Source organism: Proteiniborus ethanoligenes (genome assembly GCF_900107485.1).
GTDB lineage: Bacteria > Bacillota > Clostridia > Tissierellales > Proteiniboraceae > Proteiniborus > Proteiniborus ethanoligenes.
In genome coordinates this window covers 14,499-40,508 of the sequence record NZ_FNQE01000019.1, presented here as the reverse complement: position 1 = coordinate 40,508, position 26,010 = coordinate 14,499, and the positions used below count along the sequence as shown (strand labels likewise).

21 protein-coding genes are annotated in these 26,010 nt (G+C 32.1%); 9 read left to right on the top strand and 12 right to left on the bottom strand.

The window, feature by feature from the left end; translation table 11 throughout:
* Positions 1-58 precede the first annotated feature (58 nt).
* The 6 genes from BLV37_RS09005 to BLV37_RS08980 form a co-directional block, all read right to left on the bottom strand.
* Positions 59-379, bottom strand: a complete 321-nt coding sequence (locus BLV37_RS09005) for a putative heavy metal-binding protein (RefSeq protein ID WP_091730252.1) — start codon at positions 377-379, stop codon at positions 59-61.
* Between the two features lie 117 nt (positions 380-496).
* Positions 497-2,374 (bottom strand): asparagine synthase (glutamine-hydrolyzing), encoded by a 1,878-nt coding sequence (gene asnB, locus BLV37_RS09000; protein WP_342026604.1) that lies wholly within the window; start codon positions 2,372-2,374, stop codon positions 497-499.
* 13 nt (positions 2,375-2,387) lie between these two features.
* Entirely contained in the window at positions 2,388-3,872 is a 1,485-nt protein-coding gene (locus BLV37_RS08995; RefSeq protein ID WP_091730247.1) for a UDP-N-acetylmuramoyl-L-alanyl-D-glutamate--2,6-diaminopimelate ligase, read from the bottom strand.
* A gap of 34 nt (positions 3,873-3,906) precedes the next feature.
* A complete protein-coding gene (locus BLV37_RS08990; RefSeq protein ID WP_091730244.1) occupies positions 3,907-5,097 on the bottom strand; it encodes a carboxylate--amine ligase in 1,191 nt (396 codons plus the stop codon).
* 235 nt (positions 5,098-5,332) lie between these two features.
* Positions 5,333-6,067 (bottom strand): OmpA/MotB family protein, encoded by a 735-nt coding sequence (locus tag BLV37_RS08985; protein ID WP_091730241.1) that lies wholly within the window; start codon positions 6,065-6,067, stop codon positions 5,333-5,335.
* Positions 6,068-6,174: 107 nt separating this feature from the next.
* Entirely contained in the window at positions 6,175-6,381 is a 207-nt protein-coding gene (locus BLV37_RS08980) for a hypothetical protein (RefSeq protein ID WP_091730240.1), read from the bottom strand.
* 716 nt (positions 6,382-7,097) lie between these two features.
* Here BLV37_RS08980 and cuyB point away from each other — a divergent pair.
* The 7 genes from cuyB to BLV37_RS08945 all read left to right on the top strand — a co-directional run bounded on the left by cuyB (position 7,098) and on the right by BLV37_RS08945 (position 14,470).
* Positions 7,098-7,805 (top strand): cysteate racemase, encoded by a 708-nt coding sequence (gene cuyB, locus BLV37_RS08975; protein ID WP_091730237.1) that lies wholly within the window; start codon positions 7,098-7,100, stop codon positions 7,803-7,805.
* A 344-nt stretch (positions 7,806-8,149) separates the two neighbouring features.
* Positions 8,150-9,379 carry a transglutaminase domain-containing protein gene (locus BLV37_RS08970; protein WP_176967933.1) on the top strand — a complete coding sequence of 410 codons (1,230 nt, stop codon included), beginning with the start codon at positions 8,150-8,152 and terminating at the stop codon, positions 9,377-9,379.
* Between the two features lie 44 nt (positions 9,380-9,423).
* On the top strand, positions 9,424-10,947 hold the full coding sequence (locus tag BLV37_RS08965; RefSeq protein WP_091730232.1) for an amino acid adenylation domain-containing protein: 1,524 nt from the start codon (positions 9,424-9,426) through the stop codon (positions 10,945-10,947).
* Between the two features lie 2 nt (positions 10,948-10,949).
* Positions 10,950-11,180, top strand: coding sequence for a phosphopantetheine-binding protein (locus tag BLV37_RS08960; RefSeq protein ID WP_091730230.1), 231 nt, complete (start codon positions 10,950-10,952; stop codon positions 11,178-11,180).
* A gap of 162 nt (positions 11,181-11,342) precedes the next feature.
* Positions 11,343-12,785: an MBOAT family O-acyltransferase gene (locus tag BLV37_RS08955; protein ID WP_244270509.1), complete on the top strand. Its 1,443-nt coding sequence runs from the start codon at positions 11,343-11,345 to the stop codon at positions 12,783-12,785.
* Between the two features lie 9 nt (positions 12,786-12,794).
* A complete protein-coding gene (locus tag BLV37_RS08950) occupies positions 12,795-13,865 on the top strand; it encodes an SGNH/GDSL hydrolase family protein (RefSeq protein WP_091730224.1) in 1,071 nt (356 codons plus the stop codon).
* A 59-nt stretch (positions 13,866-13,924) separates the two neighbouring features.
* The gene (locus BLV37_RS08945) at positions 13,925-14,470 is read left to right on the top strand and encodes a hypothetical protein (RefSeq protein ID WP_091730222.1); all 546 of its coding nucleotides are present in this window, start codon (positions 13,925-13,927) and stop codon (positions 14,468-14,470) included.
* Between the two features lie 88 nt (positions 14,471-14,558).
* On the opposite strand, the gene BLV37_RS08940 is transcribed toward BLV37_RS08945, so the two are convergent.
* From BLV37_RS08940 to glnA, 3 genes are all read right to left on the bottom strand, one after another.
* Positions 14,559-15,674 carry a C39 family peptidase gene (locus BLV37_RS08940; protein WP_091730219.1) on the bottom strand — a complete coding sequence of 372 codons (1,116 nt, stop codon included), beginning with the start codon at positions 15,672-15,674 and terminating at the stop codon, positions 14,559-14,561.
* A gap of 194 nt (positions 15,675-15,868) precedes the next feature.
* Positions 15,869-17,215, bottom strand: coding sequence for a phosphoglucosamine mutase (gene glmM / locus BLV37_RS08935; RefSeq protein ID WP_091730217.1), 1,347 nt, complete (start codon positions 17,213-17,215; stop codon positions 15,869-15,871).
* A 120-nt stretch (positions 17,216-17,335) separates the two neighbouring features.
* Positions 17,336-18,688: a type I glutamate--ammonia ligase gene (gene glnA / locus BLV37_RS08930; protein ID WP_091730215.1), complete on the bottom strand. Its 1,353-nt coding sequence runs from the start codon at positions 18,686-18,688 to the stop codon at positions 17,336-17,338.
* A 214-nt stretch (positions 18,689-18,902) separates the two neighbouring features.
* On the opposite strand from glnA, the gene BLV37_RS08925 reads away from it, so the two are divergent.
* Together BLV37_RS08925 and BLV37_RS08920 are read left to right on the top strand one after the other, a co-directional pair.
* Positions 18,903-19,964: an AI-2E family transporter gene (locus BLV37_RS08925; protein WP_091730213.1), complete on the top strand. Its 1,062-nt coding sequence runs from the start codon at positions 18,903-18,905 to the stop codon at positions 19,962-19,964.
* Between the two features lie 73 nt (positions 19,965-20,037).
* Positions 20,038-21,000: a GIY-YIG nuclease family protein gene (locus tag BLV37_RS08920; protein ID WP_091730210.1), complete on the top strand. Its 963-nt coding sequence runs from the start codon at positions 20,038-20,040 to the stop codon at positions 20,998-21,000.
* Between the two features lie 66 nt (positions 21,001-21,066).
* Here the strand turns inward: BLV37_RS08920 and BLV37_RS08915 are convergent, their stop codons facing one another.
* From BLV37_RS08915 to glmS, 3 genes are all read right to left on the bottom strand, one after another.
* Entirely contained in the window at positions 21,067-22,302 is a 1,236-nt protein-coding gene (locus tag BLV37_RS08915) for an MFS transporter (RefSeq protein WP_091730207.1), read from the bottom strand.
* Between the two features lie 136 nt (positions 22,303-22,438).
* Positions 22,439-23,635 (bottom strand): helix-turn-helix transcriptional regulator, encoded by a 1,197-nt coding sequence (locus BLV37_RS08910; protein WP_176967932.1) that lies wholly within the window; start codon positions 23,633-23,635, stop codon positions 22,439-22,441.
* A 223-nt stretch (positions 23,636-23,858) separates the two neighbouring features.
* On the bottom strand, positions 23,859-25,685 hold the full coding sequence (gene glmS, locus BLV37_RS08905) for a glutamine--fructose-6-phosphate transaminase (isomerizing) (RefSeq protein WP_091730203.1): 1,827 nt from the start codon (positions 25,683-25,685) through the stop codon (positions 23,859-23,861).
* Between the last annotated feature and the right edge of the window lie 325 nt (positions 25,686-26,010).

Genomic DNA, 26,010 nt, shown 5'->3' with positions numbered 1-26,010 from the left:
AAAAGGATTTAAAACAGCCAGTAATTTTGAATATTACTGGCTGTTTTATTATGAGTATCTACTCAATAACTACTGCTGTTCCTGAAGCAGTAACCATAAGCATGTTTCCACCTTGGCCTAGTACCTCATAGTCAATATCTACTCCGACTACAGCATTGCATCCCATTGAAGCGGCTCTCATTTCTAATTCTCTTAGAGCATCTTCCCTAGCCTTTATAAGCTCTCCTTCATAGGACTGAGAACGTCCTCCAAAAAAGTTTGTAAGTCCAGCAGCAAAATCCTTTATAAAATCCACTCCTGAAATTACTTCTCCAAAAACTATACCCTTATATTCTTTGATTCTTCTGCCTTCTACACTTGGTGTTGTGGTTATTATCATATTACACCCTCCTTACAATTGTTTAGACTAGCACTTTAGAAAAAATAGCTTTAGATATGTTTATTATATGGCTCTGGAATAATAAAATATGAATTCTTACACAGCTTAATTATTTTATTATAATTCTATAAAATACTTCTTATACCATACAAGAAAAACATATACTGTCCAAATCTGTCTAGCATAATTTCTTTTTCCTGTATAATGTTCGTCAATAATTCTAGTAAGCTCCTCTGTATCGAAAAATTCTTCTGCTACATCTGACTTAAACATGTTTTTTACAATGTTATAATATTTTTCTTCACGAAGCCAATGTCTTATAGGCACTGGAAATCCTACCTTAGTCCTGTTTGCCCACTCCTCTGGTAATGTTTCCTTTGCAGCAATTCTTAATGCATACTTGCTGTTTTTCTCATTAACTCGATATCTTGTAGGAATTTGGGATGCTAAAGACATAACCTCCTTATCTAAAAATGGAACCCTAAGCTCAATTGAATGAGCTAAGCTCATTTTATCAGCCTTCAGAAGAATATCTCCTGGCATCCATAAATTCATATCAATATACTGCATTTTAGTAACATCATCTTGGTCCTTAACTTTATCATAGACTTCTTTTGTAATACTATGGACAGATGGTCCATTTTTGTATTTGGCCTTTAGTACTCTCAATGCGTGTTCTTCATCAAAAACCTTAGCCTGACCAATAAACCATTCTTCTACTTTTTGTCCGCCTTTAGTTAAGAAGCTAGTTATTCTGTTTTGAGGTAAAGCCTTGCTCATTAATGAGACTGGCCGTCTGATAATATAGGGTATTTTTTTATACTTCTTCATAGTAGGTGTAGTCTCGTACCAGGAATAGCCTCCAAATATTTCATCTGCACCCTCACCTGACAATACAACAGTTACATGCTCACTTGCTAGCTTAGATAAAAAATATAGTGGCACAACTGATGGATTAGATTGAGGCTCATCCATATGATATTGTATAGCTTCTAATGCCTCAAAGGATTCCTCAGCTGATATAAACCTTCTATGATTCTCTATATTTAAAATATCTGACAAATCCTTAGCTAAATTTGTTTCATTAAATATATCTTCATAATCCTTGAAGCCTACTGAAAAGGTCTTGCTAGGCATCAGTAAGGAGGTTATGTAGCTTGAATCAACACCCCCAGATAGGAAAGAACCTACCTCTACATCACTAATTCTATGATATTTTACAGACTCTTTTACGGTGTCTTTTATCCTCTGAACATAAAACTCTAGGCTATTTTCCTTTTCCTTATACATTGGATCCCAGTAAGGCTTTATTTCTGTTTTACCTTCTTTATAAATCATATAATGTGCTGGTTTAAGCTTGTACACACCCTTAAAAAATGTCTCATCAAGTACAGAATATTGAAAAGTAAGATAAGGACGTAGTGCATCTTCATTTAATTCTTTTATAAATGCAGGTTGTTTTAAAAATGATTTTATCTCGGAGCCGAAAATAAATGAATTGTCTAAAGTATTGTTTGTGTAATATAATGGCTTTATACCAAAAAAATCTCTTGCAAGAAACATGGTTTCTTTTTTCATATCCCATATAGAAAATGCAAACATGCCTCTTATTTTACCTAACAGTTCTATACCGTACTCTTCATAAGCATGTATAATAACCTCACTGTCTGTATTGCTTTTAAAAATATGCCCTTTTTCTTGGAGTTCACGCCTTAGCTCCTGATAATTATAAATCTCTCCATTAAAAACCATTACACAAGTTTTATCCTCGTTATACATTGGTTGACTTGCTTCTTCAGATAAGTCAATTATCTGAAGACGTCTAAATCCAAAGGTAACATTATTATCCGTAAAATATCCTTCACTGTCAGGTCCTCTGTGGATTATAGTATCAGCCATATCCTTAATTACTTTTTCTTTGTCTATATCTAATTTAGCATTTGCAAAACCGACAAAACCACACATTTTTATCACCTTTCTTTCATATATAAGCATCCTGCATATTAAATTAACTGATTTTTTTAATACTATTCTTTATGATTTGTGTAACAATTTCAGTTTCATTGAAAGGTACTTCTACTTTCCCTATTTTTTGTGAGGTTTCATGTCCTTTCCCAGCAATAAATATAATATCGTCTTTATTGCTTATTTGGATAGCATGTTTTATAGCTTCTTCCCTATCAACAATAGCTATATAATTTTCGCTATGCTCTTTCATTGCTTCTACTATTTCTTTTATAATAAGATTAGGGTCCTGATCCTTAGGATTATCTGATGTTACAATAGCAATATCAGAATACTTAGCTGCTACCATACCCATTCCTCTACGCTTAGCACTTCCTTTTTCTCCAGGTGCTGCGTAAACACCAAAGACTAAAATAAGTCTACCTTTTGTAAAAGGCTTAATAGCCCTTAGAGCTTTCTCTAAGCCATCCTCTGTATGGGCAAAATCAACAATTACTTTAAAATCTTTATCCTTATAGACTATTTCAAATCTTCCTTTTATATCCTTTACTAGTTCAATTCCTTTTTGAATATCCTTAAGCTCTATATCATTGCAGTAAGCGCAGGCTACTGCTGCTAAGCTGTTATATACATAAATTTCTCCTGGAAAGTTTATTTTAATCTTTATGCTTCCCTTTGGTGTATTTGCAGTATATCTTGTAGATTCTGCATAATAGCGGATATCTGTTGCATAAATATCTGCTCCCTCTCCAATTCCATAGGTTACTGTTTTAGCCTTTAATTCCTTTAGCTCTTCTACTAAACGCTTACCATATTCATCATCAGTATTTACTATATTATAGTTATTTGTCATTTTAAATAGCTTAGCCTTAGCATGAAAATATTCTTCCATGCTATTGTGTAGCTCTAAATGGTCTGGCGAGAGGTTAGTAAATATGCTTGTGTTAAAATTACATGATGCTACTCTATTAAGGCTTAGGGCATGTGATGAAACTTCCATAATACAATTTTCAGTGTTAACACTTACCATTTCTGAAAACTGCTGCTGTAAATTAAGAGATTCTGGAGTAGTGTTTTTATTCTGTGTCAATTTGTTATCTATGATAGTTCCAATAGTTCCGATTAGACCAATAGATCTATTAGAATGCTCAAATATTGATTTAATCAAAAATGATGTTGATGTTTTACCATTTGTTCCAGTTATGCCTATCATATTGATTTTTTCGGTAGGATTATCATAATAATTAGATGATATTTTAGCTAATGCTTTTCTTGAATCCTCAACCTTTAGGATGGTAATATTATCCGCATCTATGCTTACATCTTTTTCTAAAATTATTGTTTTTGCTCCATTTTCAATAGCTTTTTGGATAAAATCATGCCCGTCTACTGAAAATCCCGAAATGGCTACAAAAACACTTTTATCTACTACTTCTCTAGAGTCATAGGCTATACTGCTAATTTCTATATCTAATTCTCCTGCAACTTTAATATAATCAAGCTCCTTAATTACTCTGGTTAAAAGCATTTAATATCAACTCCTCCTCGAGGGATACATAAATTTAATCTTTAGTTTTGAAAATTTTTCTAAACACTTTATCTAATATTATTTTGCTAAATGCAAGGGCTGGCATAGGATCCTTCCAATCCCATATTGCATATGCCTTAGGCTTAAGGAGTGATTTCAGTACTTCTCCTAAGGTAAGTTGTCCTGTTTTAATATAATCTCTAATGGCTAATAAATCCTCATAAGCATACCAGAACACTAAATTTATATCCTCTTTAAATGATTTTGGCTCTAATGGTGACCCAGTCAATTCTCTATAAGTAATATAGGGCATATTTAGTCCAAGCTTATATAATAAGTTATTAAAGTTTGTTATTCTAGCATTTACCTCTATCAAATAAAACTGTCCTGTTTCAGCATCTTTTTTAAATTCTATCTCTGCAAAGCCTTTATATTTTAGTTCCTCAAAAAACCTTGCTCCAATTTCATAAAGCTCTGGAACGTACTTGTGGCCAGTATATACAGAGGCACCAAAGTTTATAGGAAATTGTCTATATTTTTGACAGGTAGACCAATGTGTTACTTTGCCTTCCTGATTCAAGTATGCATCAAAGGTATACATATGATCATCAAAACCAGGAATAATTCTTTGAACAATAACCTCTAAACCTGCACTTTTAGCTCTGCTTAGAGCATCCTCTAACTCTTCCCTATTGTGAACCTTAAATAGCTTTCTTCTGAATTGAGCTACAAAAGATGGAGAATCTACTGGCTTAACTATACAGGGATATTTAAGTATATTTTCAACTTTTTCTAGAAAGTTTTCTTCATCTACTCTAACAGTTTCTGGCACTGCTACTCCCATTTCCTTAGCTATTTTGTGCAGTGAACCTTTGTCCATAAGCTTTGTATATAAACCTGGCTCAGTTTGAGGTATAAGAAAATACTTTTTAAGCTCTTCTAAATGCTCATCTATTACCTCTACCTGCAAGTCATGACAAGGTATAAGCACAGGAGGACAATCTTGTTTTTTTGCATAATCGATTAAAAATTGGATAAATCCTTTTGTATCATTTTTATAATGTGGTGATATTAACCTTTCTGAAAGGTATTTTGACTTAGCAGCATAGGTATCCTTATTAGAGTAATCTATAGCTACTACAGGCACACCATTTATTCCCAAACAACGAATTGTACTAAGTGCGATATAATAGTTCGTTCCTAAAACTATTGCTTTATTCTTCATACTGACACCTTCCTATTTCATTTATAGTTACATTTATAATAGCATTAATTTTTCTCTATATTAAAACAAAAAAACATAGGTTTATACAGTTTTAATGGCAAGAATTAAGTCCATAGGTATTCTTGTTTTTTACGGAAAGCTTATGAATTTGTTTTTATATTTTTGCCATCATTATATATGCCTATTCATAAGAATAAGCATATATAAGTTTTCTGCTATCTATTTAGATAAACTCTTAGTCTCCGTCATAAGGGTTTTTTTCATCATATATACTATTTAGAATCTTTATTTCTATTCTTCTGTTTTTCGTCCTTCCCTCTGCTGTATCGTTTGTAGCAATTGGAGAATATTCTCCAAATCCTTCTGCTGACAATCGTTTAGGATCAAATCCTTTTTCATTGATATAGTATTCCGCTACAGTAATAGCTCTAGCTGCTGAAAGGTACCAATTGTTAGGATACTGAAAAGATTTCATAGGTACTGTATCTGTATGCCCTTCAACCTTTATTCTATTATTTTCATACTCTAAAAGTTTAACTCCAACAGCATCTAAAACTTGAATTGCCTCATCTTTCAATACTGCTTTTCCAGGATCAAATAGAACTCCATCTAAAAAGTTTAGCTTTACATATCGTTCATTATATTCAATACTAACCTGCTCACTGAATCCCTTTCCTTTAAGATACTCTCCCAAGTCCTTTGCTATATTCTCCAATTCTTCAATAGAACCTAAACCTTCTGTTTTAGAATCTAGAACAAAGTCATTAGGTTTAATAGTTTTCCCAGATTCTAATACTCCAAGTGATCCTTGAAAAGAACTCATAATCATTTTGAATTTTTGAGCATCAATTTCAGAAAAAGAAAACAAAAGAACAAAAAAACAAAGTAGGAGTGTTACCATATCTCCATAAGTAGTCATCCATTCCGGTGCACCCTTTTTTTCTTCAGAATTATTCCTTGTTCTTCTCATTGTTCCAATCGCCCCTTTAGATTACCCTTTATTTTTAGCATTCTAGGCTTCTATAAATACATATAAATCCTAGACTTTACTGCAACAGTTCTTAATAAATGCTTGTCCTAAACAAAATTATGAAGTCTAACCTCAACCCATATCTTACCATCTGCACAGCTACTTTCTTGGATTTTGTTTAAGCTTACTTTTGGATATGTTACTTTAAAATATTCTATCTCTTCATTTGATAGCCTTAGTTCTCTAAAAACTACTCCATCGCTAAAAGCATCAGCTAAAAATTTTTCAAAGCTTTCAATTTCTTTTATCGTCATTTAACTTCCCCTCATCTAATATTTAGTTTCCTTAAAATGGACATATCTATATAACGTATTAAAAGTTTAACAAATATATATGTAAAATTTTTCTTTAGATTTTGTCTTTACAACCTATATCTCAGTGGTTTGTCCATAGTCCATATTTAATTTATTATAATACAATTATACAAATATTACAATATGCTATGACAAGCTTCGTCATAGTTATAACCCCTATTTTTCAATAGTTAGAGTCGTTTTTTTAGAATTGACAAAGAATGGTGCTGTTTTTTTCCTACTTAGGTCTTATATAAAAATCTATTTCTCCGCTCTTCTCTTCATTTAGATTAATTTTTATATATAGGTAACCAACATGAAAACATAATAAAAAATACACGTTCCTGCTGTTTCGAACATGGATAACTCCTACAATTCATTCAGATGTAAAATCCTAAAATTTATGAACTCGCTTCGCTCAAACACATAAATTTCTTAACGGATTTTTCATCTTCATTCATTGGGAGTTATAGCCATATTCTGCAAATGCACTCACTTAGTATTTTTTATTATCATGTTGGTTATCTATAATTATAATTCGAAAATTTCTAAATAATAAAGACAAAACTATAAATCTATGATATAAATTAATTTATTGAACAAAAATATTTAAAGTGTTTTTTTATTAATAGTTTACTAGACTTAATCTATACTACGTAAAAATTGGAGTGAGATAATTGAAGGAAAAAATAATTGGTATACTAGGCGGCATGGGACCAGATGCAACATGTGTTTTATTCCAAAGAATAATAAGCTTAACCAATGCCAAATCTGACAATGAGCATATTAGAATAATAATTGATAATAACCCTAAAATACCTGATCGTACAAGTGCTATTTTAAAGGGGACAAATAGCCCTGTTCCAGAATTAATCAAAACAGCAGTTAATTTGGAAAATGCCGGAGTAGACTTTGTAATAATACCCTGTATAACTTCCCATTATTTCTTTGATGATATACAAAAAGAGATAAGTGTTCCTATATTGAATGCTTTGCAAATAACTAAGGAACATATAGATAAAGAGCATAAGAGTATTAATAAAATTGGTGTCATTGCAACTTCAGGAACTATTAAGACAAATCTCTTTCAAAAAATGCTAGAAAACAAGGACATTATCATTCCCACTGATGAAGAACAAGAAGAGCTTGTTATGAAGGTTATTTATGGTGAAGAAGGAGTAAAAGCTGGCAATAGATCTGGTAAGATTAAAACCTATCTATCAGAAATTGTTCATAGATTAAAGGAAAGAGGTGCTGAGGCTATTATATCAGGATGTACTGAAATAAGTATAGTATTAGACCAGGCTGATATAGATATCCCCTTAATAGACCCACTAACTCTTATGGCAAAAAAATCAGTTTCAGCAGTAAAAGACTCTATATAATATTCGTAGATTTAATAGATGGTACAATTTTTATTTGCCAAGATTATAAGACTGGAAATAGGCTTATAATTTTGGCAATACTTTTTGTGCGCACATATTATATGCTTTTTCTAGTAGGACCTAGGAACTATGAGATTTTGAACTAGTTTAGAAATATGTTTCCTAAAAGTCCATAATTAATCTTACCTACATATTATTGACAATGGCCCTGTTAACAATTAATATTAAATAGATATGGAGTTAAATAATTGGTCAAATATTGTGGAATTTTTCTATAATTAGTCATAAGACTTTCATATTTCCACAGATTTTTAATGTCTATGATAAAAGGTGGGAGTTTTTATATGTGTTCGGTGAAAAAAAGCATTAATAAAAAGCTTATTTATATTATATCTATAGTTATAATAGTTTCTGTATTTTTTGTTGGAATGTTTCCTTCAAATAAGTTATATGAATCGATAGAAGTTGAAGCAGGAACTGATATACCAGAGGCTTCTGCTTTTATAAAAGACGAAAAAAAGTCAGGAACCTTTGTCTCAGATGTAAAAGAAATCAACACTTCTTTACCTGGAGTATATGATGTAGAAATAAAAATCGGAAGAAAAACATATAGTTCTACGCTTAACATCATAGATACAATAGCCCCAGCAGGAGAGGTAGTTCATCATGAAATCTGGACCAATGAGATAATAGAAGCTAAAGAGTTTGTAGAGAACATCTTTGACGTTACAGATGTTAAGGTATATTTTAAAGAGCAGCCTGATTTTAGTAAGGCTGGAGTACAAAAAATATTAATAGTTTTAGAAGATACAAGTGGAAATAAATCAGAGCTGGAGTCTTCACTTACTATAAGGGAAGACACTGAACCACCTAAGATTATAGGTGCCACTGACCAAACCGTTTACATAGGTGAAAAGGTTTCCTATAGAAAAGATGTATCTGTCACAGATAATAGAGACGAAAATTTAGAGCTAATAGTAGATAGCAGTGCCGTTAACTTAAAAAAAGAAGGCTCTTATACTGTTTCCTATAGTGCAACTGATACTGCTGGAAACACTTCAACTGAAACAGTCACATTTACAGTAAGGGAAAAGCCACAAAACTATGTAGATCCAGAAGAGCTGCATAAATTGGCTGATGATGTACTTGCTAGTATCATCAATGAGGATATGACTGATAAGGAAAAGCTTTGGGAAATTTTCCAATGGATAAAAAAACGTATTACCTATACAGGCTATTCAGATAAATCAGATTGGATGCAGGGAGCTATTCAAGGAATTAAAAAAGGCTCTGGAGATTGCTTTACCTACTATGCAACTGCAAGAGAATTATTAACAAGAGCTGGCTTTGAAAATATGGTTGTCATTAGAGTGGATGGCACACATTATTGGAACTTAGTTTATTATGAGGATGGCTGGTATCATTTTGACACATGTCCTCACCATAAAAAATACCCATATGTTTGCTTTTTGCGTACAGATGAAGAGGTAGAAGAGTATACAAAAATAAACAAGAACTATTATAATTTTGATAAAACTAAATATCCTGCAACACCAACAACCCCATTAGAGTAGCATAGTTATTGGCAAAAATAATCACATAACAAGGAGAGGTAATTATGCAGAACAATGTTTTAGAATATTTGGAGCATACTGTAAAGCGTGTACCTGATAAGATTGCTTTTTCAAATGGAGAAAATAGTTTTAATTTTAAACAGGTTTATGACCTGGGAAGAGCTATTGGTACCTTTTTAAACAAGGAAGGAATTTATAAACAGCCTGTTGTAGTTTTTATGGACAGGCATCCTAAAACCATAGTATCTTTTTTTGGAGTAGTTTATAGTGGCAACTATTATGTACCTATTGATGAAGAAATGCCACGCTTTCGTATTGAGCTAATATTAAAGAGCCTAAATCCAAAGGCTATTATTTGTGATGAAGCTTCTAAAAAGGTTGTAGAAACCTTTGAATACAATGGAGACATATACTTATATGATAATATAGTAGAGACAAGCATTGATGAAAAGGTCATAGAGGGCATCCGTGAAGCCTCTCTTGATATTGATCCTATATATGTGGTGTTTACCTCAGGATCAACTGGTATACCAAAGGGAGTTGTTGCGTGTCATCGTTCAGTTATTGATTACATCGAAAGCTTATCTGATGTACTAGAATTCAATGAGAGCACGGTATTTGGCAATCAAAGTCCCTTGTATTTTGATGCATGCTTAAAAGAGCTGTATCCTACTTTAAAGTTTGGAGCAACAACCTACATAATACCTAAAGGCCTTTTCATGTTTCCAATTAAATTAGTTGAATTTTTAAATGAGCATAAGATCAATACTGTATGCTGGGTAGTTTCAGCTCTGACTATGATATCTGCCTTTAAGACTTTTGATAGAATAATACCTCAATATGTACATACCATTGCTTTTGCTGGAGAAGTATTTCCCATGAAGCAGTTAAATATTTGGAGAAAAACACTACCAAATGCAAAATTTGTAAACCTATATGGGCCTACAGAAACTACAGGAGTATGCTGTTATTTTAAGGTTGAAAGAGACTTTGAGGACGACGAGGTGCTTCCAGTTGGAAAGCCATTTAAAAATACAGAGATTATCCTATTAGATGAGAACAACAAAGTACCTCCTCATGGAGAGCCTGGAGAAATTTGCGTCAGAGGCTCCTCCCTTACATTGGGCTATTATAAGGCCTTTGACAAAACTAGTGAGGTATTTGTACAAAATCCTTTAAATGATTTATATCCAGAGATTATATACCGCACTGGTGATATTGGAAGGTATAACGGTAGAGGAGAATTAGTTTTTGTTTCACGTAAGGATTATCAGATTAAACATATGGGTCATCGTATCGAGCTTGGTGAAATTGAAGTTAGTGTAAATATGATAGAAGGTGTAAAAAGTGCCTGCTGTATTTACAACGAAGATAAAAAAAGAATTGTTCTTTTTTATGTAGGTGATGTAAGTACAAAGGATATAGCTACTAATTTAAAGAATAGGCTACCTAGATATATGGTTCCTAATCATATTGAAGCTTTAGAGACTATGCCCTTAACTGCAAATGGTAAAATCAATAGAGTATACTTAAAAGAATATGCAAACACAAAAAAAGGAGAGAGATAAACATGGAAACACTATTAGAAATTTTAGAAGAGCTACATCCTGATGTTGATTTTGAAAATTGTGATACATTAATTGATTCTAATATTTTAGATTCATTTGATATTATAGCAATTATATCTGAAATTAATAGTGAATTTGATGTGGCTATACCTGCCGAAGAAATAATACCTGAAAATTTTAACTCTGCTAAAGCTTTATATGCATTGATTGAACGTTTATCAGATGAATATTAATAGGGGGAGTATATGCTTTTTACATCGTATAGCTTTATAATATTTATATCTTTATTATTCCTAATTTATTATATAATACCTAAGAAATTTCAATGGATGTTACTACTTGGTGCAAGCTACTTGTTCTATTCTTTTGCAGGGGTAAAATACTTATTATATATTTTGCTAACAACGGTTTCCACCTATGTTGTAAGTATTAAAATCGGCAATTTACATAAAACTCAATCAGAATATTTAGCTAAATATAAAAACGAATTATCTAGAGAAGAAAAGAAAGAATATAGAGCATCCATAAAATCCATACAATGGAAGTGGCTTTTATTTTGCTTATTCCTAAACTTTGGAGTTTTAGCTGTAGTAAAATATGCTAATTTTACCATTGCTAATATAAACTTTATAGTACAAGCCTTGGGCAGTGAGAAACAGCTTTCTTTCTTGAACCTAGCACTGCCAATGGGTATATCTTTTTATACCTTTCAAACTATGGGATATATTATAGATGTATATAGAGGAAAATATCCTCCCGAAAAAAATCTTTTTAAACTTGGCTTATTTGTTTCATTTTTCCCGCAGCTAGTTCAAGGACCTATTAGTAGATTTGACGAGTTGTCACAAACTCTTTTAGGAGAACATGAATATAGCTCTAGAAATATCAGCTTTGGTCTTCAAAGAATTTTGTGGGGATATTTTAAAAAGCTAGTAATCGCAGACCGTATTTTAGTAGCAGTAAATACAATCATTAGAAACCCTGAAATATATGATGGAGTTTTTGTATTAGTAGGTATGCTCTTCTACGCTTTTCAGCTTTATGCAGACTTTACAGGTGGTATTGATATTACTATTGGTATTGCTGAAGTATTAGGCATTAAAGTAAAAGAAAACTTTGAGAGACCTTATTTCTCTAAATCCATAGTGGAATATTGGAGAAGATGGCACATCTCTTTAGGTTCTTGGTTTCGTGAGTATGTTTTCTACCCTATTTCTGTATCTAAGCCCATGCTAGAATTATCTAAATCCTCTAGACGTAAGCTTGGAGATGCTATGGGAAAACGAGTACCAGTATATATTTCAACTATAGTTGTTTGGTTTATTACAGGGATTTGGCATGGAGCACACTGGAACTTCGTTGTATGGGGTCTTATGAATTGTCTCGTTATCATTGTTTCTCAAGAACTTGAGCCATTCTATGGATGGTTTCACAATAAATTTAATGTAATGCATACCTTTGCATTCCGTTTGTTCCAGGTTATTCGTACAGTGCTTTTAATGAGTTCATTAAGGCTTTTAGATTGCTATAGAGATGTTCCCACAGCATTTAGAATGTTTGGAACTATGTTCACTAAATTTAATATTAGTGAAATATTTAGTGGTAAATTAATGAATCTTGGTTTAGGAATAGCTGACTACGCCCTTCTCCTAGCTAGTCTTGTTATCCTGCTTACTGTAAGTTTAATTCAAAGAAGTGGAAGTGTAAGGTGTAAGCTTGCTGAAAAACCTCATTTAGTCCGTTATTTAGTATACTACGCCCTATTTATTTCTATTCTTGTAGTAGGGGCTTATGGAGTAGGCTACGACTCAAGTCAATTTATTTATAATCAGTTCTAGGAGGATGTTATGAGGAAAAAGAAATTAATAATTGGTTTAATCCTAGTATGTTTTTTTGTTGGAAGTCTTTATCTGTTACAGCGATTATTTATGCCTAAATATATGTCTGAAATATTAGAGGGAGCTTTAATAGAAGAATATTACACGGAAAAAACAACTCATGATGTGGTTTTTATAGGAGATTGTGAGGTCTATGATAATTTTTCTCCAATTACATTATGGGAAAACTATGGTATTACTAGCTATATTCGTGGTAGTGCTCAACAGTTAATATGGCAATCCTATTATCTATTAGAAGAAACATTAAAGTATGAAAAGCCAAAGGTAGTTGTTTTTAATATATTATCTATGAAATATAATGAGCCTCAAAAAGAAGCATATAACCGAATGACTTTAGATGGGATGAAATTATCCTCTTCAAAATTAAAATCCATCAATGCATCTATGATGGAAGAGGAGAACTTAATAGAGTATGTTTTCCCAATATTAAGATATCATTCTAGATGGGATGAGCTAAAAGCTGAAGATTTCAAGTACTTGTTTAATAAGGACAAAATATCTCACAATGGCTACCTTATGCGAGTAGATGTTAAAGCAGTTGAATCTATTCCTAAAGGAAAAAAGCTACCTAATTATCAATTTGGAGAAAATGCTTATTATTATCTTGATCGTATGGTAGAATTATGTAAGACTAATGATATTGAGCTAATACTAATTAAGGCTCCTAGCTTATATCCCTATTGGTATGATGAATGGGAAGTTCAGATGGAAGAATATGCAGAAAAACATGGACTCATGTACATTAATTTCCTTGAGCTAATTGATGAAGTGGGAATTGACTTTAACCAGGATACATATGATGCTGGACTACACTTAAATATAACTGGTGCAGAAAAGCTTTCTGTATATTTTGGCAACATATTAAAGGAAGCATATGAATTAGAAGATAGGAGAAATGATGAACAGCTCAATGCAATATGGGCAGAAAAAGCTGATTTTTATTACCAGATGAAAGAAAATCAATATAAGGATTTGGAAGAATACGGATACCTTAAAAACTTTGGTGGGAGAGCACCATAAATAATTATTTTAATTGTAATTAAATAATTATATTTGGTTTTATTGAGAGGAGATATGAAATGAAAAAGCTAAGTATAGTATTAATACTATTAATATTGTTGTTAGTAGGATGTAGTAATGGAAGAGAAAACACCTCTGTAAGCCCTGAAGATAGTAGTGCTGCAGCAGATGTTCAAGAAGCAAATGATATTCAGGAAGCAAAAAGTGAAGGCTATGTGTTTGAGTACAAGGGTGTTGCTATCCCTATGCATAAAGAAGCTGCACCAATTTTAGAAAGCTTAGGAGATAATATGGATTATTTCGAAGCTGAAAGCTGTGCGTTTCAAGGTATGGAAAAAGTCTATACTTATAGTGGCTTTGAGCTCTATACATATGAAGCTGATGGAACAGATTATGTTGCTGCCGTTATATTTCTAGATGATAGTGTTGGAACAAAAGAAGGTATATATCTATATTCTAGTTTAGATGATGTTCTAAAAGCCTATGGAGATAATTATACAGAGGAATTAGGCTTATATACATATGAGCTAAATAAATCTAAAATCTCATTTCTAATTGAAAACAATGAAGTAACTTCAATTGAATATACTGCAGTTCCTGAGTAAACAATGTTTGAATAATTATCTAATAATAAATGCTCTTTTCTAGATATAATGCCATATCCAGAAAAGAGCATTTATTTGTTCTAGTATATTATTTTAAACCGTCTAAAGTCATAGCATGACTGCCCAACTCAACGTAGCTTTGGAAAAAAGCATCTGCATTATATATGACCTGCCCTTCTAATGGATTCATTACATGAACATTATCCCCTGCATAGCCATTAAGCACAACGCAGTGTAAATTAATAGGCATATCTACTTTTTCACCAGTATCGCTTAAATGCCATGAGTAGGTTTTTATAGGCTTGCTTAAATCAAGAGTTACCCAGATCACTACTGGGATACCTTGCTCTAAATATTTAATAATCTCCTCTCGTGTGCTGCCGCTTATATCTATAGGCTTTTCCTCTCCTTTAATCTTGTCTAAAAAATGATTTGCTGCTTCCACAATAGGAGGAGCATAGGAAAAAAAACCATGCTTTTCTCTAGGGTCTCCTGCATAAGCCACATATGGATTTGCACCAAACAATTTTTCATCCTTACGATAAAAAGGCTCTTTAGGCAAATATGTGTCTGCCATTTCTGTTTTTTCAGCATTATAGCCTTTATAGTTAAGAACAGCAGTTAGTGAAGTAATCTCACAACCATTTGGAAGCTCAGGTAGCTGCATAATGGTAGGCACTTCAATAAACACTTCATCTACTACTAGCTCACCCTCCTCTGTATGATGTACCTGCTTAATATAATCATGCATTTTACTCTCAATAATAATTTCATGATTTTCTTGGTCTATTTCTAGTATAAAGACTTCTTCTCTAATTGGATAATTAGGGTTGGACTCAATCCACTTTACCTCATATTTACTACCATAATCAAGTAGCATTGAAGTAGCTATGCCATTTTTATCAGTAGATATAATCTGGACTATTTCGCCAGAATCTAATTTAGTTATTCTATATTTATTGTTTTTTATAGGAAGCTCAGTATCCCTATCTAGATTCAATATAGTTATTCTTCCTTGTTGTTTTTTTATTATATCTTTTGCAATTTGGGGAACTCCAATGTTTTTTATAAGGTTTATAGTCTTAACCCCTGCAAAAATAAGTAATGCTAAAACTATCGTTGAATATATAAATCTCAAAAGCCTTCTTCTTGCTTTTTTTCTTTGTGTTCTTCTATTTGTTCTTCTTATGTTTGGTCCATTCATTTTGTCAGCCTCCTTAAAACCGTATATTGTACAAAAACCCCGTAAAGGCTTGTGTATAATTACCCTACGGAGTTTTACCTAGCTGTTTTTCTTTTGTTATTTTTCTATTTCCTAAGTTAATCGTGATTCGACACTATTTCCCAGGAAATAGCCTGTATTTTCTACTATTAGACTTTTTGTTAAATCTTTCAGTATTAATTTAATCTTTCTTCTATAATGTTTGCTAGGTTTTTAGCCATTAATGTTATTTCTTCTTGATCTTTTCCTTCTATCATAACACGTACTAGTGGCTCTGTTCCTGAAGGTCTAATAAGCACTCTTCCTTCTCCGTGAAATTTTTCTTCTAGCTTCCTAATTTCTTCTTTTATAATCTCATCCTCCAGGTATGCATTTTTATTCTCATTGCTAACTTTTGCATTTATAAGAATTTGAGGCAAAGATGTCATTATTCCAGCTAGCTTAGAAAGCTTTTCTCCTCTTTCTTTGATTGCTGCAATAAGCTGTAATGCTGTTAGCAATCCATCTCCTGTAGTATTATAATCAAGAAATATTACATGGCCTGATTGTTCTCCACCTAAAGAATAACCTCCTTTAAGCATTTCCTCTATAACGTATCTATCTCCTACTTTAGTTTTGATTAGTCCTATATGCTCTTCCTTCAAGCAAATATCTAAGCCTAAATTGCTCATTATTGTGGCTACTATAGTGTCTTGTTTTAACATGCCTTTTTCTTTTAAATGCAGTCCACATATAGCCATTATATGATCGCCGTCAACTATATTCCCTTTTTCATCTACAGCTATCAGTCTATCTGCATCACCATCAAAAGATAGACCTATGTCTGCTTTTGTATCTAATACAAGCTTTTGAACTTCCTCTGGCTTTGTTGAGCCGCAGTTTACATTTATATTTACTCCATTTGGGTTATTGTGTATGACCTCTACCTCTGCCCCTAAGTCTTTAATAAGCTCAGGTGCAGCCTTATACACAGCTCCGTTCCCACAATCCATTGCAACCTTTATACCTTTAAAATCTACGCTTATGCTTTTTCTTATATAATCAGTATATCGTTTTACTCCATCATCAATAATAATTCTCTTGCCCACTTCTCCCCCTGTAGGATTTAATGGTACTTCTATATCGTCTAAAATATAGCTCTCTATTTCTTCCTCTACTTCATCATTAAGCTTATGACCAGTACCGCTAAAAATTTTTATTCCATTGTACTCTACAGGATTATGAGATGCAGAGATGACTACTCCTGCTTCTGCATTTAGTGCTCTTGTCAAATAGGCTACTGCTGGTGTTGGCACTATGCCCACGGATATTACATCTGCACCTACTGAGCATATACCCGATACTAATGCAGCCTCTAGCATATCTCCAGATATTCTAGTGTCCATTCCCACAACTATTTTTACGTCTTTTTTATTTTTAGCTAATACATAAGCTCCTGCTCTTCCTATTTTAAATGCAAGCTCTGAGGTCAGGTCCTTATTAGCGATTCCCCTAACTCCATCTGTTCCAAAAAGTCTTCCCATAAAAATGCAACCTCCCCTATAAGTTATTCCATTTTTAATAATAACATAACTAAAGCCTATCTACAAACAGAATCTAAAACATGCTATGAATATAAATTATTCACAGCATGTGTGTTTTTATTAGTATGCTCTTAAATATTGTTCTATCTCCCATTTGTGCACTTTGGTAATATAATTTTCCCACTCTCCTAGCTTAGCAGAGATAAATTTATCTGTTACATGACTTCCCAAGGCATCTTTAATTATTTCATTTTTAGATAATTCTAGTATAGATTCATATAGGCTCTTTGGCAAAGCTTCAATATGGTTTTCCTGTCTTTCCTCTAGGCACATTTCATAAATGTTTTTATTCACAGGCTCTGGTGGGTATATTTTGTTCTTTATTCCATCAAGACCAGCAGTTAGAGCCGTTGCTAAGGCTAAATAAGGATTGCATGAAGGGTCTGGATTTCTAAGCTCAACTCTTGTGCTTAAGCCTCTTTTTGCAGGTATTCTTATAAGAGGACTCCTGTTTTTTTCCGACCAAGCTATATTTACTGGTGCTTCAAATCCACTAACTAACCTTTTATAGGAATTTACTAAAGGGTTTGTAATTGCAGTAAAGCCTTTGATATGCTTTAATATACCTCCAATAAAGTACATTGCTTCGTCACTTAATCCATTCTCCTTGTTTTCATCAAAGAATATATTTTGTCCATTTTTAAACAAAGACATGTTAAGATGCATGCCAGAACCTGCAATTCCTTCTACGGGCTTTGGCATAAAGCTAGCAAATAATCCGAAGTCATCTGCAACCTTTTTTACAACATATCTAAAGGTCATAATATTGTCAGCAGTAGTTAGTGCATCTGCATATTTAAAGTCTATTTCATGCTGACCTGGCCCGCATTCATGATGAGCAGCCTCAACTTCAAAGCCGAAGCCTTCTAAAGCGATAGTAATAGCCTCTCTAACATCTTCACCTCTATCCATAGGTGCCATATCAAAATATGCTGCTTTATCATTATTTTCTAATACTGGGCTTCCTTTTTCATCTACATTAAACATATAAAATTCAGGCTCAGGACCAACAAAAAAATCAAATCCCATACTCGAAGCCTTTTCAAGGGCTTTTTTAAGCACATATCTAGGACATCCTTTAAAGGGCTTCCCATTAGGCATATATACGTCACAAATCATTCTAGCATTTGTATAACCATTATGAGTCTTCCAGGGTAAAATTATAAAGGTAGATAAGTCTGGATTAAGATACATATCTGACTCTTCAATACGTGCAAAACCATCAATAGAAGAGCCATCAAACATAACCTCATTGTTAAGAATTTTATCTATCTGAGTTATAGGTAATGCCATGCTTTTTGCCGAGCCGAGAATATCGGCAATTTGTAAAATAATAAACCTAACATTTTTTTCTTTTATGGTTTTTTTAATAAATTCAATTTGTTCATCTCTGTTAGCTAAGGATTTTATCATGAGACAGCGCTCCTTTTGTATAGAATAAAATTATATAATACATTATACATTATTCATTTAAATATAACAAAAACTTTTTTAAATATTAATCTGGACACTATTAGGCTACACAACAGCTGATATGTGAATGCTTTTTCGTTATTTTTCTTTTTCTATTCTCATTTACATTTATTTATGGTAAAATTTAATAAATTACCTCTAAAGGAGTTCAAAGATGGATATAAATAAAAAACATTATAAATTAGCCTTTGATATTGGTTTGTTTGCAGTAATAATATTAGGCTTATTTTTTATTAGAAAAAATATAGCGGATGTTATAAATCCTTTTTTATATGCATTAGTATTTGCATATATTTTAAATCCATTAGTCAATTGGATTGAGAAAAAAGGATTTAAAAGAAGCATAGCTATTCTTCTCATTTTTTTAACGATTTTTTTAATAGTTTTTGTACTTTTTATGTCATTCATTCCTAGGCTAGTAAGTGATATTTCTGTTTTGATTTCAGATATTCCAAATATTTTTAAGTTTATAGAAAATACAGTAAATAATATAAAAACGGGGGATTTTTTTATCTCTTTCCAAAAATATTATGATTTTTTTAATATTGATTCTCAATTAGATCAAATCTCTACATCTATAAAGCAAGGACTAACTAGGTTTTTATCAATACTTATTTCATCAACAAGTGGCTTGTTAGATATAGTTATGACTCCCATAATAACCTTTTACTATCTTAAGGATAAGGATAAGTTTATTAAGCTTATTATGGAAGCTATACCAGAAAGGTTTAGTGAAAAGCTTAAAGAAATCGCAGGTGAAATCGATAAAGTCTTAGGAGGTTTTATAAGAGGACAGCTGATAGTTGCTGCTTTTGTAGGCTTCTTGACAGGATTAGGCTGTAAAATATTAGGTGTGCCCTATGCACTAACTATTGGCTTAGTTGCTGGCCTAACAAATATTATTCCCTATTTTGGTCCTTGGATCGGTGGAATAATGCCAGTTATACTATCTCTAATGAACAGCCCTATGACTACTATTTGGGTAATAGTGTTAATAATTGTAGTTCAACAAATTGAATCCACATTTTTATCTCCACAAATTATGTCACATAGTGTTGGACTACACCCCTTAAGTGTTATATTTTCAGTATTATTATTTGGAAACATTTTTGGGATACTTGGTATGATATTAGGCGTACCTATAACTGGAACTATCAAGGTGCTTATTAAATATATCTTTCAATTTAAGCTGTATTTAGATGAAAGGCTTAGTTAAAAATAAAAACCTATACTCTTTAATTGTTTTTATATTAATATAAATAGGTGATAACTAAGGATAAGGTGAACCAATGAATAAGATTTCTAAAGATTTATTAGAAAAAATAAACACGATTCCAGCTCAGCCAGGTGTTTATGAAATGCTAGACCTTAATGGAAGAATTATCTATATTGGTAAGAGTATCTCTCTTAGAAATAGGGTTAAGTCTTACTTTGTAAAAAAGCCTAAATGGAGTAAGGTAGAAAAAATGATATCCTTCATTAATGATATTGAATATATAGTTACAGACACTCACTTAGAAGCAGTATTGTTAGAATGTGAATTAATTAAGAAAATAAAGCCTATGTTTAATACTCAGCTTAAAAATGATGAGCGATATGCATATATAAAGGTTGAGGATTATAATATTCATAAATCCTTATCTATGATAAGCAAAAGAGAAGAAAATAGCTTTGGTCCTTTCAGGAGAAAATTTTTCTTATTGGAGCTACTTAATTCTTTAAAAAACATATACCCAGTAATTAAAACCCATGAAGGGTATGATTTCCAATACAATCTTATTCCAATTACTATGAATAGGAAATTATTTGAAGAAAATAAAAACTCATTACAAGAAATTTTTCTCTATGATAAGAGTATGGTTTTATTTATTAACAGGCTAGAGGATAAAATGAAAGAAGCAGCTTCTAAGCTTCAATATGTAACTGCTTCTATTTATAGGGATATGATTTATGGTTTTAATTATTTAAAAACTGGGCTATATGGCTATAAAACGATGTTCTTTAAAGATATACTATTAAAGATGCCTATAGATACTGGCTATAAATTATTTTTTGTATCTAAGGGAGAGATTTTGTCTAAATCTACTTTTCCCGTTTTAAAAGAGAAAGATATTGAAAATTTCATTAATGCCGGTAAAAACCTGAGCCTCTCTAATTCTCTCGATAGAAATGAAAAAGCCAATATAGATTTTAGAGATATATTGTACTCTGAAATTAATTCCTTACCTGAAGAAATGGTCATATATTTATGAGTTAGGGTCTGCCCCTAACTCATTTAATTTCAAGTCTATTTAATTCTTTCTCATAAATATACAGCTTTAAATTTTTGCTCTGGTTGCTTCATATACTTTGCTATTCTCAGCAGAAGGAACTATAATAAAAATAAATATAGAGATTAAAGAAATTCCAGCTAATATAACTGCAGTCTTTCTATATCCAATCATATCGCCTAAAAATCCAGTTAAAATTTGAAACAGGATTATAGATGAAGCCATAAATACATTAAATACAGCATTGACTTTTGCCCGCATATTACTTGGCAAATAGGATTGGACACTGGTTTCACGTAGTGTTGCTGATGTCATACCTAAAACACCACATAAGAAGCGGTTTACTATCATAAATGGGTAAGGAATAAATAATAAAATAATATCCATAGTTTCATAAAAAATATATACAAATTTAGTAATCCCATATCGTTTCTTTGGAGGTACGTCCACTTTGTATTGGACTGCTCCCCCAATAATTCTACCTACTGTTTCTGCGCTCTTTAGAAATGCAAGCATGGTAACTGTTAAAAAGCTAACAGTCTGAAAATAGGCCTGCACCATTAAATGTAATCCAGTAGCTGTTCCATTTGTTATACTCATATAAGTATATATGTTTCTTATTCCTTTTTCTTCTTTCAAAAAACTGAATCCTCCTAGGATATCGGCTTTGTATTGTTTAAAATCAAGCTTGCCATCCTTTTGGCCATTATGTATATTAGCTATAAAAACCTCAAAGGTTGCTGCTAGAATTGTAAGTATGCCTATAATTATAAACAATATACTTATTGAAAATGTTTTATATAAATAAGCTGCAACAGGCGACATAACAATCATAACAGTAGGATATATGGAGGATGAAACTGCATAGCCCTGTTGCTCAAAACCCACAGGTATTAAATCAGGAAACCAAGCTTGATATGTCAAATGATAAATGGTACTGATAAATCCTGTTATTAGGCTAAAAAGTAGATAAAGGGAGTATTGAAATCCTGTAATATTGACAATATAAGCAATCAGCAGAAATAAAAGCCCCATAAGATAGTCTAAGCCTACTATAATTTTCTTTTTTGGATATCTGTCTATAAATGGAGCGATTAATATAGGTAATATAACACTAGGAATCATCCCCGCAATGAATAGAAATGCGGACAATAAAGTAGATCCAGTTTCGTCAAATACCATAAGGCTCATTGGAAGGTTAATGGTTTGACCAGCTATGGCAGATATAATCGTACCTATGGTGATTAGTGTAAAGTCCTTAGACCACACATTTTCTCTTTTCATTTTTCCAGCTCCTTGAAATACATATTTGCTGAATTAATTGTACCACCTTGCTAAAACTAGTTCAATCTTTTAATTTTGGGAAATATTATGGTTAACAATCATATTTAATAGCAGTTTTTATGTTTTGCTAGGAAACTTATTTAAGAAGGTAAGCTTTTTTGTATTGCCTTAAGTGACAATATACTTGCTCTAACATCCTTTTGTGAAAAAGATAAAATCCTTTAGGATGTTGAACATTTAATATCCTGCATAGCTTCTCCAATTTCTCTAAATAAACTGGATTATCCAAATAACCATTTTCTAGCTGTAATTCAGCTACTTCTATCATGAGAGAATTAACATCATAGTCTTCCGATAATAGGTTCAACTTTTCTTTTGCTTTCTCGATATAATCTTTAGCCTTATTATTGCTATCTAATCTCAAATGCACTAAGCCTAATTTATGATATAAAAGAAATGCAGAATAATCCTCCATTGATCTTTTGTCATGTGATTTTTCTAAATAATATAAGGCCTTTTCATGCTGACCACTCTCAAAAAAAGTAGCTCCAATATTATAATTAATAGCTGCGATTAAATCCTGCCTGTCTAATTCAAAAAGAATATTCTTAGCTCTTTCATAATAAGGCAACATTAAATCTGGTAAATTTTGTGCAGCATAGCAGTTGCCTATAAGCAAGTTAACATTGGCTATTGCCATCACATTGCCTTCAATTAGTGCTAGACTTATAGTCTCAGAGCCTAATTCTATAGCCTTGTAAAAATTTCCTTCTCCTAATTCAAGACTCATCAATGTTAATAATGAATAACTGTTTCTTAATAATGCATAGCTTCTAGAGAGTAACTCTCTAACATTATCCTCTTTGCTTTTACCACAATTCCAAGCTTTTACTATATAGAACCAACCTATTTGCTGTGTGTTCATGTAGATTTCTAGTTCAGAAAGTCTTTTTATATTGTTATGTTTGTTGATATCAGAATAGGCTTCAACTAAAAGATAATCTATGATTAAAGGACTATTAATAAGTCTATCTTTCTCTTTTATAATTTCTTCAACTATACTGTCTGTCTTCCTATGATAGTTGATATTAGAATAAAACTTTTCAAAATTATATTGATTTTTTTTAATAAAATCTTCATCATCATAATAATTCATACCTAATTTTTGAAATAATTCTTGAATAATTTGTGGGCTTGAGTCTACCTTATTGTTCTCGATCTTACTTAAATGAGAAACTACGCATATACCACTGCATAGCTCTTTCTGGGTAATTCCAAGTCTTTCCCTATGATACTTTATTAGACTTCCAGCTAATTTTCTAGATTTATCCATGGTAACCTCCAATTCTAATAATTTTCTATTAATAATTGTTATCTTCATCTTATTTCTTCATTATTTAAGTTTTTTATGGCTTCAAAGCATAATGGATAATCCTGTCTGTATTATACCATAATTTGCAAAGTGTTTAGATAAATAAGATTTTTAAATTTATATTTCTTAAATATTAGAGAAAAAAAGAAAAGGAGGAATAAAATCCACCTTTTCTCGACAAAATCTATTCTACCGTTACACTTTTTGCCAAATTTTTTGGTTTATCTATATCACAGCCTCTTTTGTATGCTACATAGTATGATAATAGTTGTAGGGGAATTATACTTACTAATGAGGATATTTCGTCTATTATCTCTGGAATATATATTACATTATCTACTGACTTCTCTATGTCAGTATTTCCTTCTTTTGCTACTGCTATTACATATGCCCCCCTTGCTTTTACTTCTTTTATATTACTTACTGTTTTGTCATATAGCTTATCCTGTGTTACTAAAGCTATTATTGGAGTGTCTTTTTGTATGAGTGCTAATGTACCATGCTTTAGCTCTCCTGCTGCCATTGCCTCTGAATGTATATAGGATATTTCCTTGAGCTTTAGTGAGCCTTCTCTAGACACATGATAGTCTATCCCTCTTCCTATGAAAAAAATATTCTCTTTTTTACATAGGATATCTGCAAGCTTCTCTATTTCCTCCGAATCTTCTAACACTTTTTCTATCTTTGATGGAATAGACTTAAGCTCCTCTAGTATTAGTTTATATTTTTCATTTGAAATACTACCCTTTTTTATAGCTATGTCTAATGCTATCAATGCAAGGGATACTATCTGGGTAGTATATGCCTTTGTGGAGGCTACTGCAATCTCTGGACCTGCCCATGTATAAAACACATCATCTGCTTCTCTAGATATTGTACTTCCTACTACATTGGTTACTGCTATGACCCTTGCACCCTTTTCCTTTGCTAATCTAAGGGCAGCTAACGTATCTGCTGTTTCACCAGACTGGCTTACTACTATCATCAATGTTTCTTTGTCTATAAGGGGCTCACTATATCTGAATTCAGATGCTATTTCTGCTATTACTGGTATTTTAGTGTGTTTTTCTATCATGTCTTTGCCAAGAAGTCCTGCATGATAAGCTGTACCACATGCAATTATATATATTCTCTTCAGATTTTCTATATTTCCCACAGTTATTTTTATGCTATCTAGCTTTATTTCATCAGACTTTCTCAGTCTTGGCAATAATGTATCCTTAATAGCCTTTGGCTGCTCATATATTTCTTTTAACATAAAGTGTTCATATCCACCTTTTTCTGCTGCCTCTACATCCCATGTTACTCTATATACTTGTTTTTCTACTGGTGCTCCATCTATTGTCATAAGCTTTATACTGTCTTTTTTTATTACTGCCATTTCTCCTTCTTCTAATATATATATATTTCTTGTATGCTTTAATATTGCAGGTATATCCGAAGCTATGAAATTTTCATCTTCCCCTATGCCTACTATTAGTGGACTATCCTTTCTAACGGCTATCATCATATTTGGATAATCACTATGAATTATTCCTAGTGCATATGCTCCTTCAAGCATGGGAATTGTCTTCTTTACTGCCTCTAAAATATCGTCCTTATAATTATAATCTAACAAGTGAGTTATAACCTCTGTATCTGTCTGGGATACAAAGCTATATCCCTTTTCTTGTAGTCCTTCCTTAATTTCAGCATAGTTTTCTATGATGCCGTTATGAACTACTGCAATCTTATTATCACTGCTTTTATGGGGGTGAGAATTAACATCTGAAGGCTCACCATGAGTTGCCCATCTAGTATGCCCAATACCTACTACTCCTTCTATTGGATTTTCTTCAATCTTTTCTTTCAATATGTTTAATCTGCCTTTATACTTTCTTAAATGCATTCTACTATTGTTTAATACTGCAACTCCTGCAGAATCGTATCCTCTATACTCAAGCTTTTCAAGTCCTTCAATAAGTATATCAGTAGCCTGTTTATCTCCTATATATCCAACTATTCCACACATATATATCACCTTCTTCAATATTTTTATCTATATTATTATCACTATCAGCATTTAAATCCACTTACATTTAAGTTAAATCATTAAAGTATTAATATACATTTATGCTCTGTTTTTGAGCATGGCAAACAAACCCATTTTTTAATGAGTTTATATCTACTTAATCCTTTTGTCTCCACAATCACTTGTGGTATTTGTAGGACTACTAACGATGGTAGCTGCACCGCATGGCATCCGCCGAATTTTCGATAAACCATGTCCTCGTCAACTCAAAATATTGAGCTCTGGCGCTTAATATTTAGTTTTTACTTTCATGTATCATAAGCAA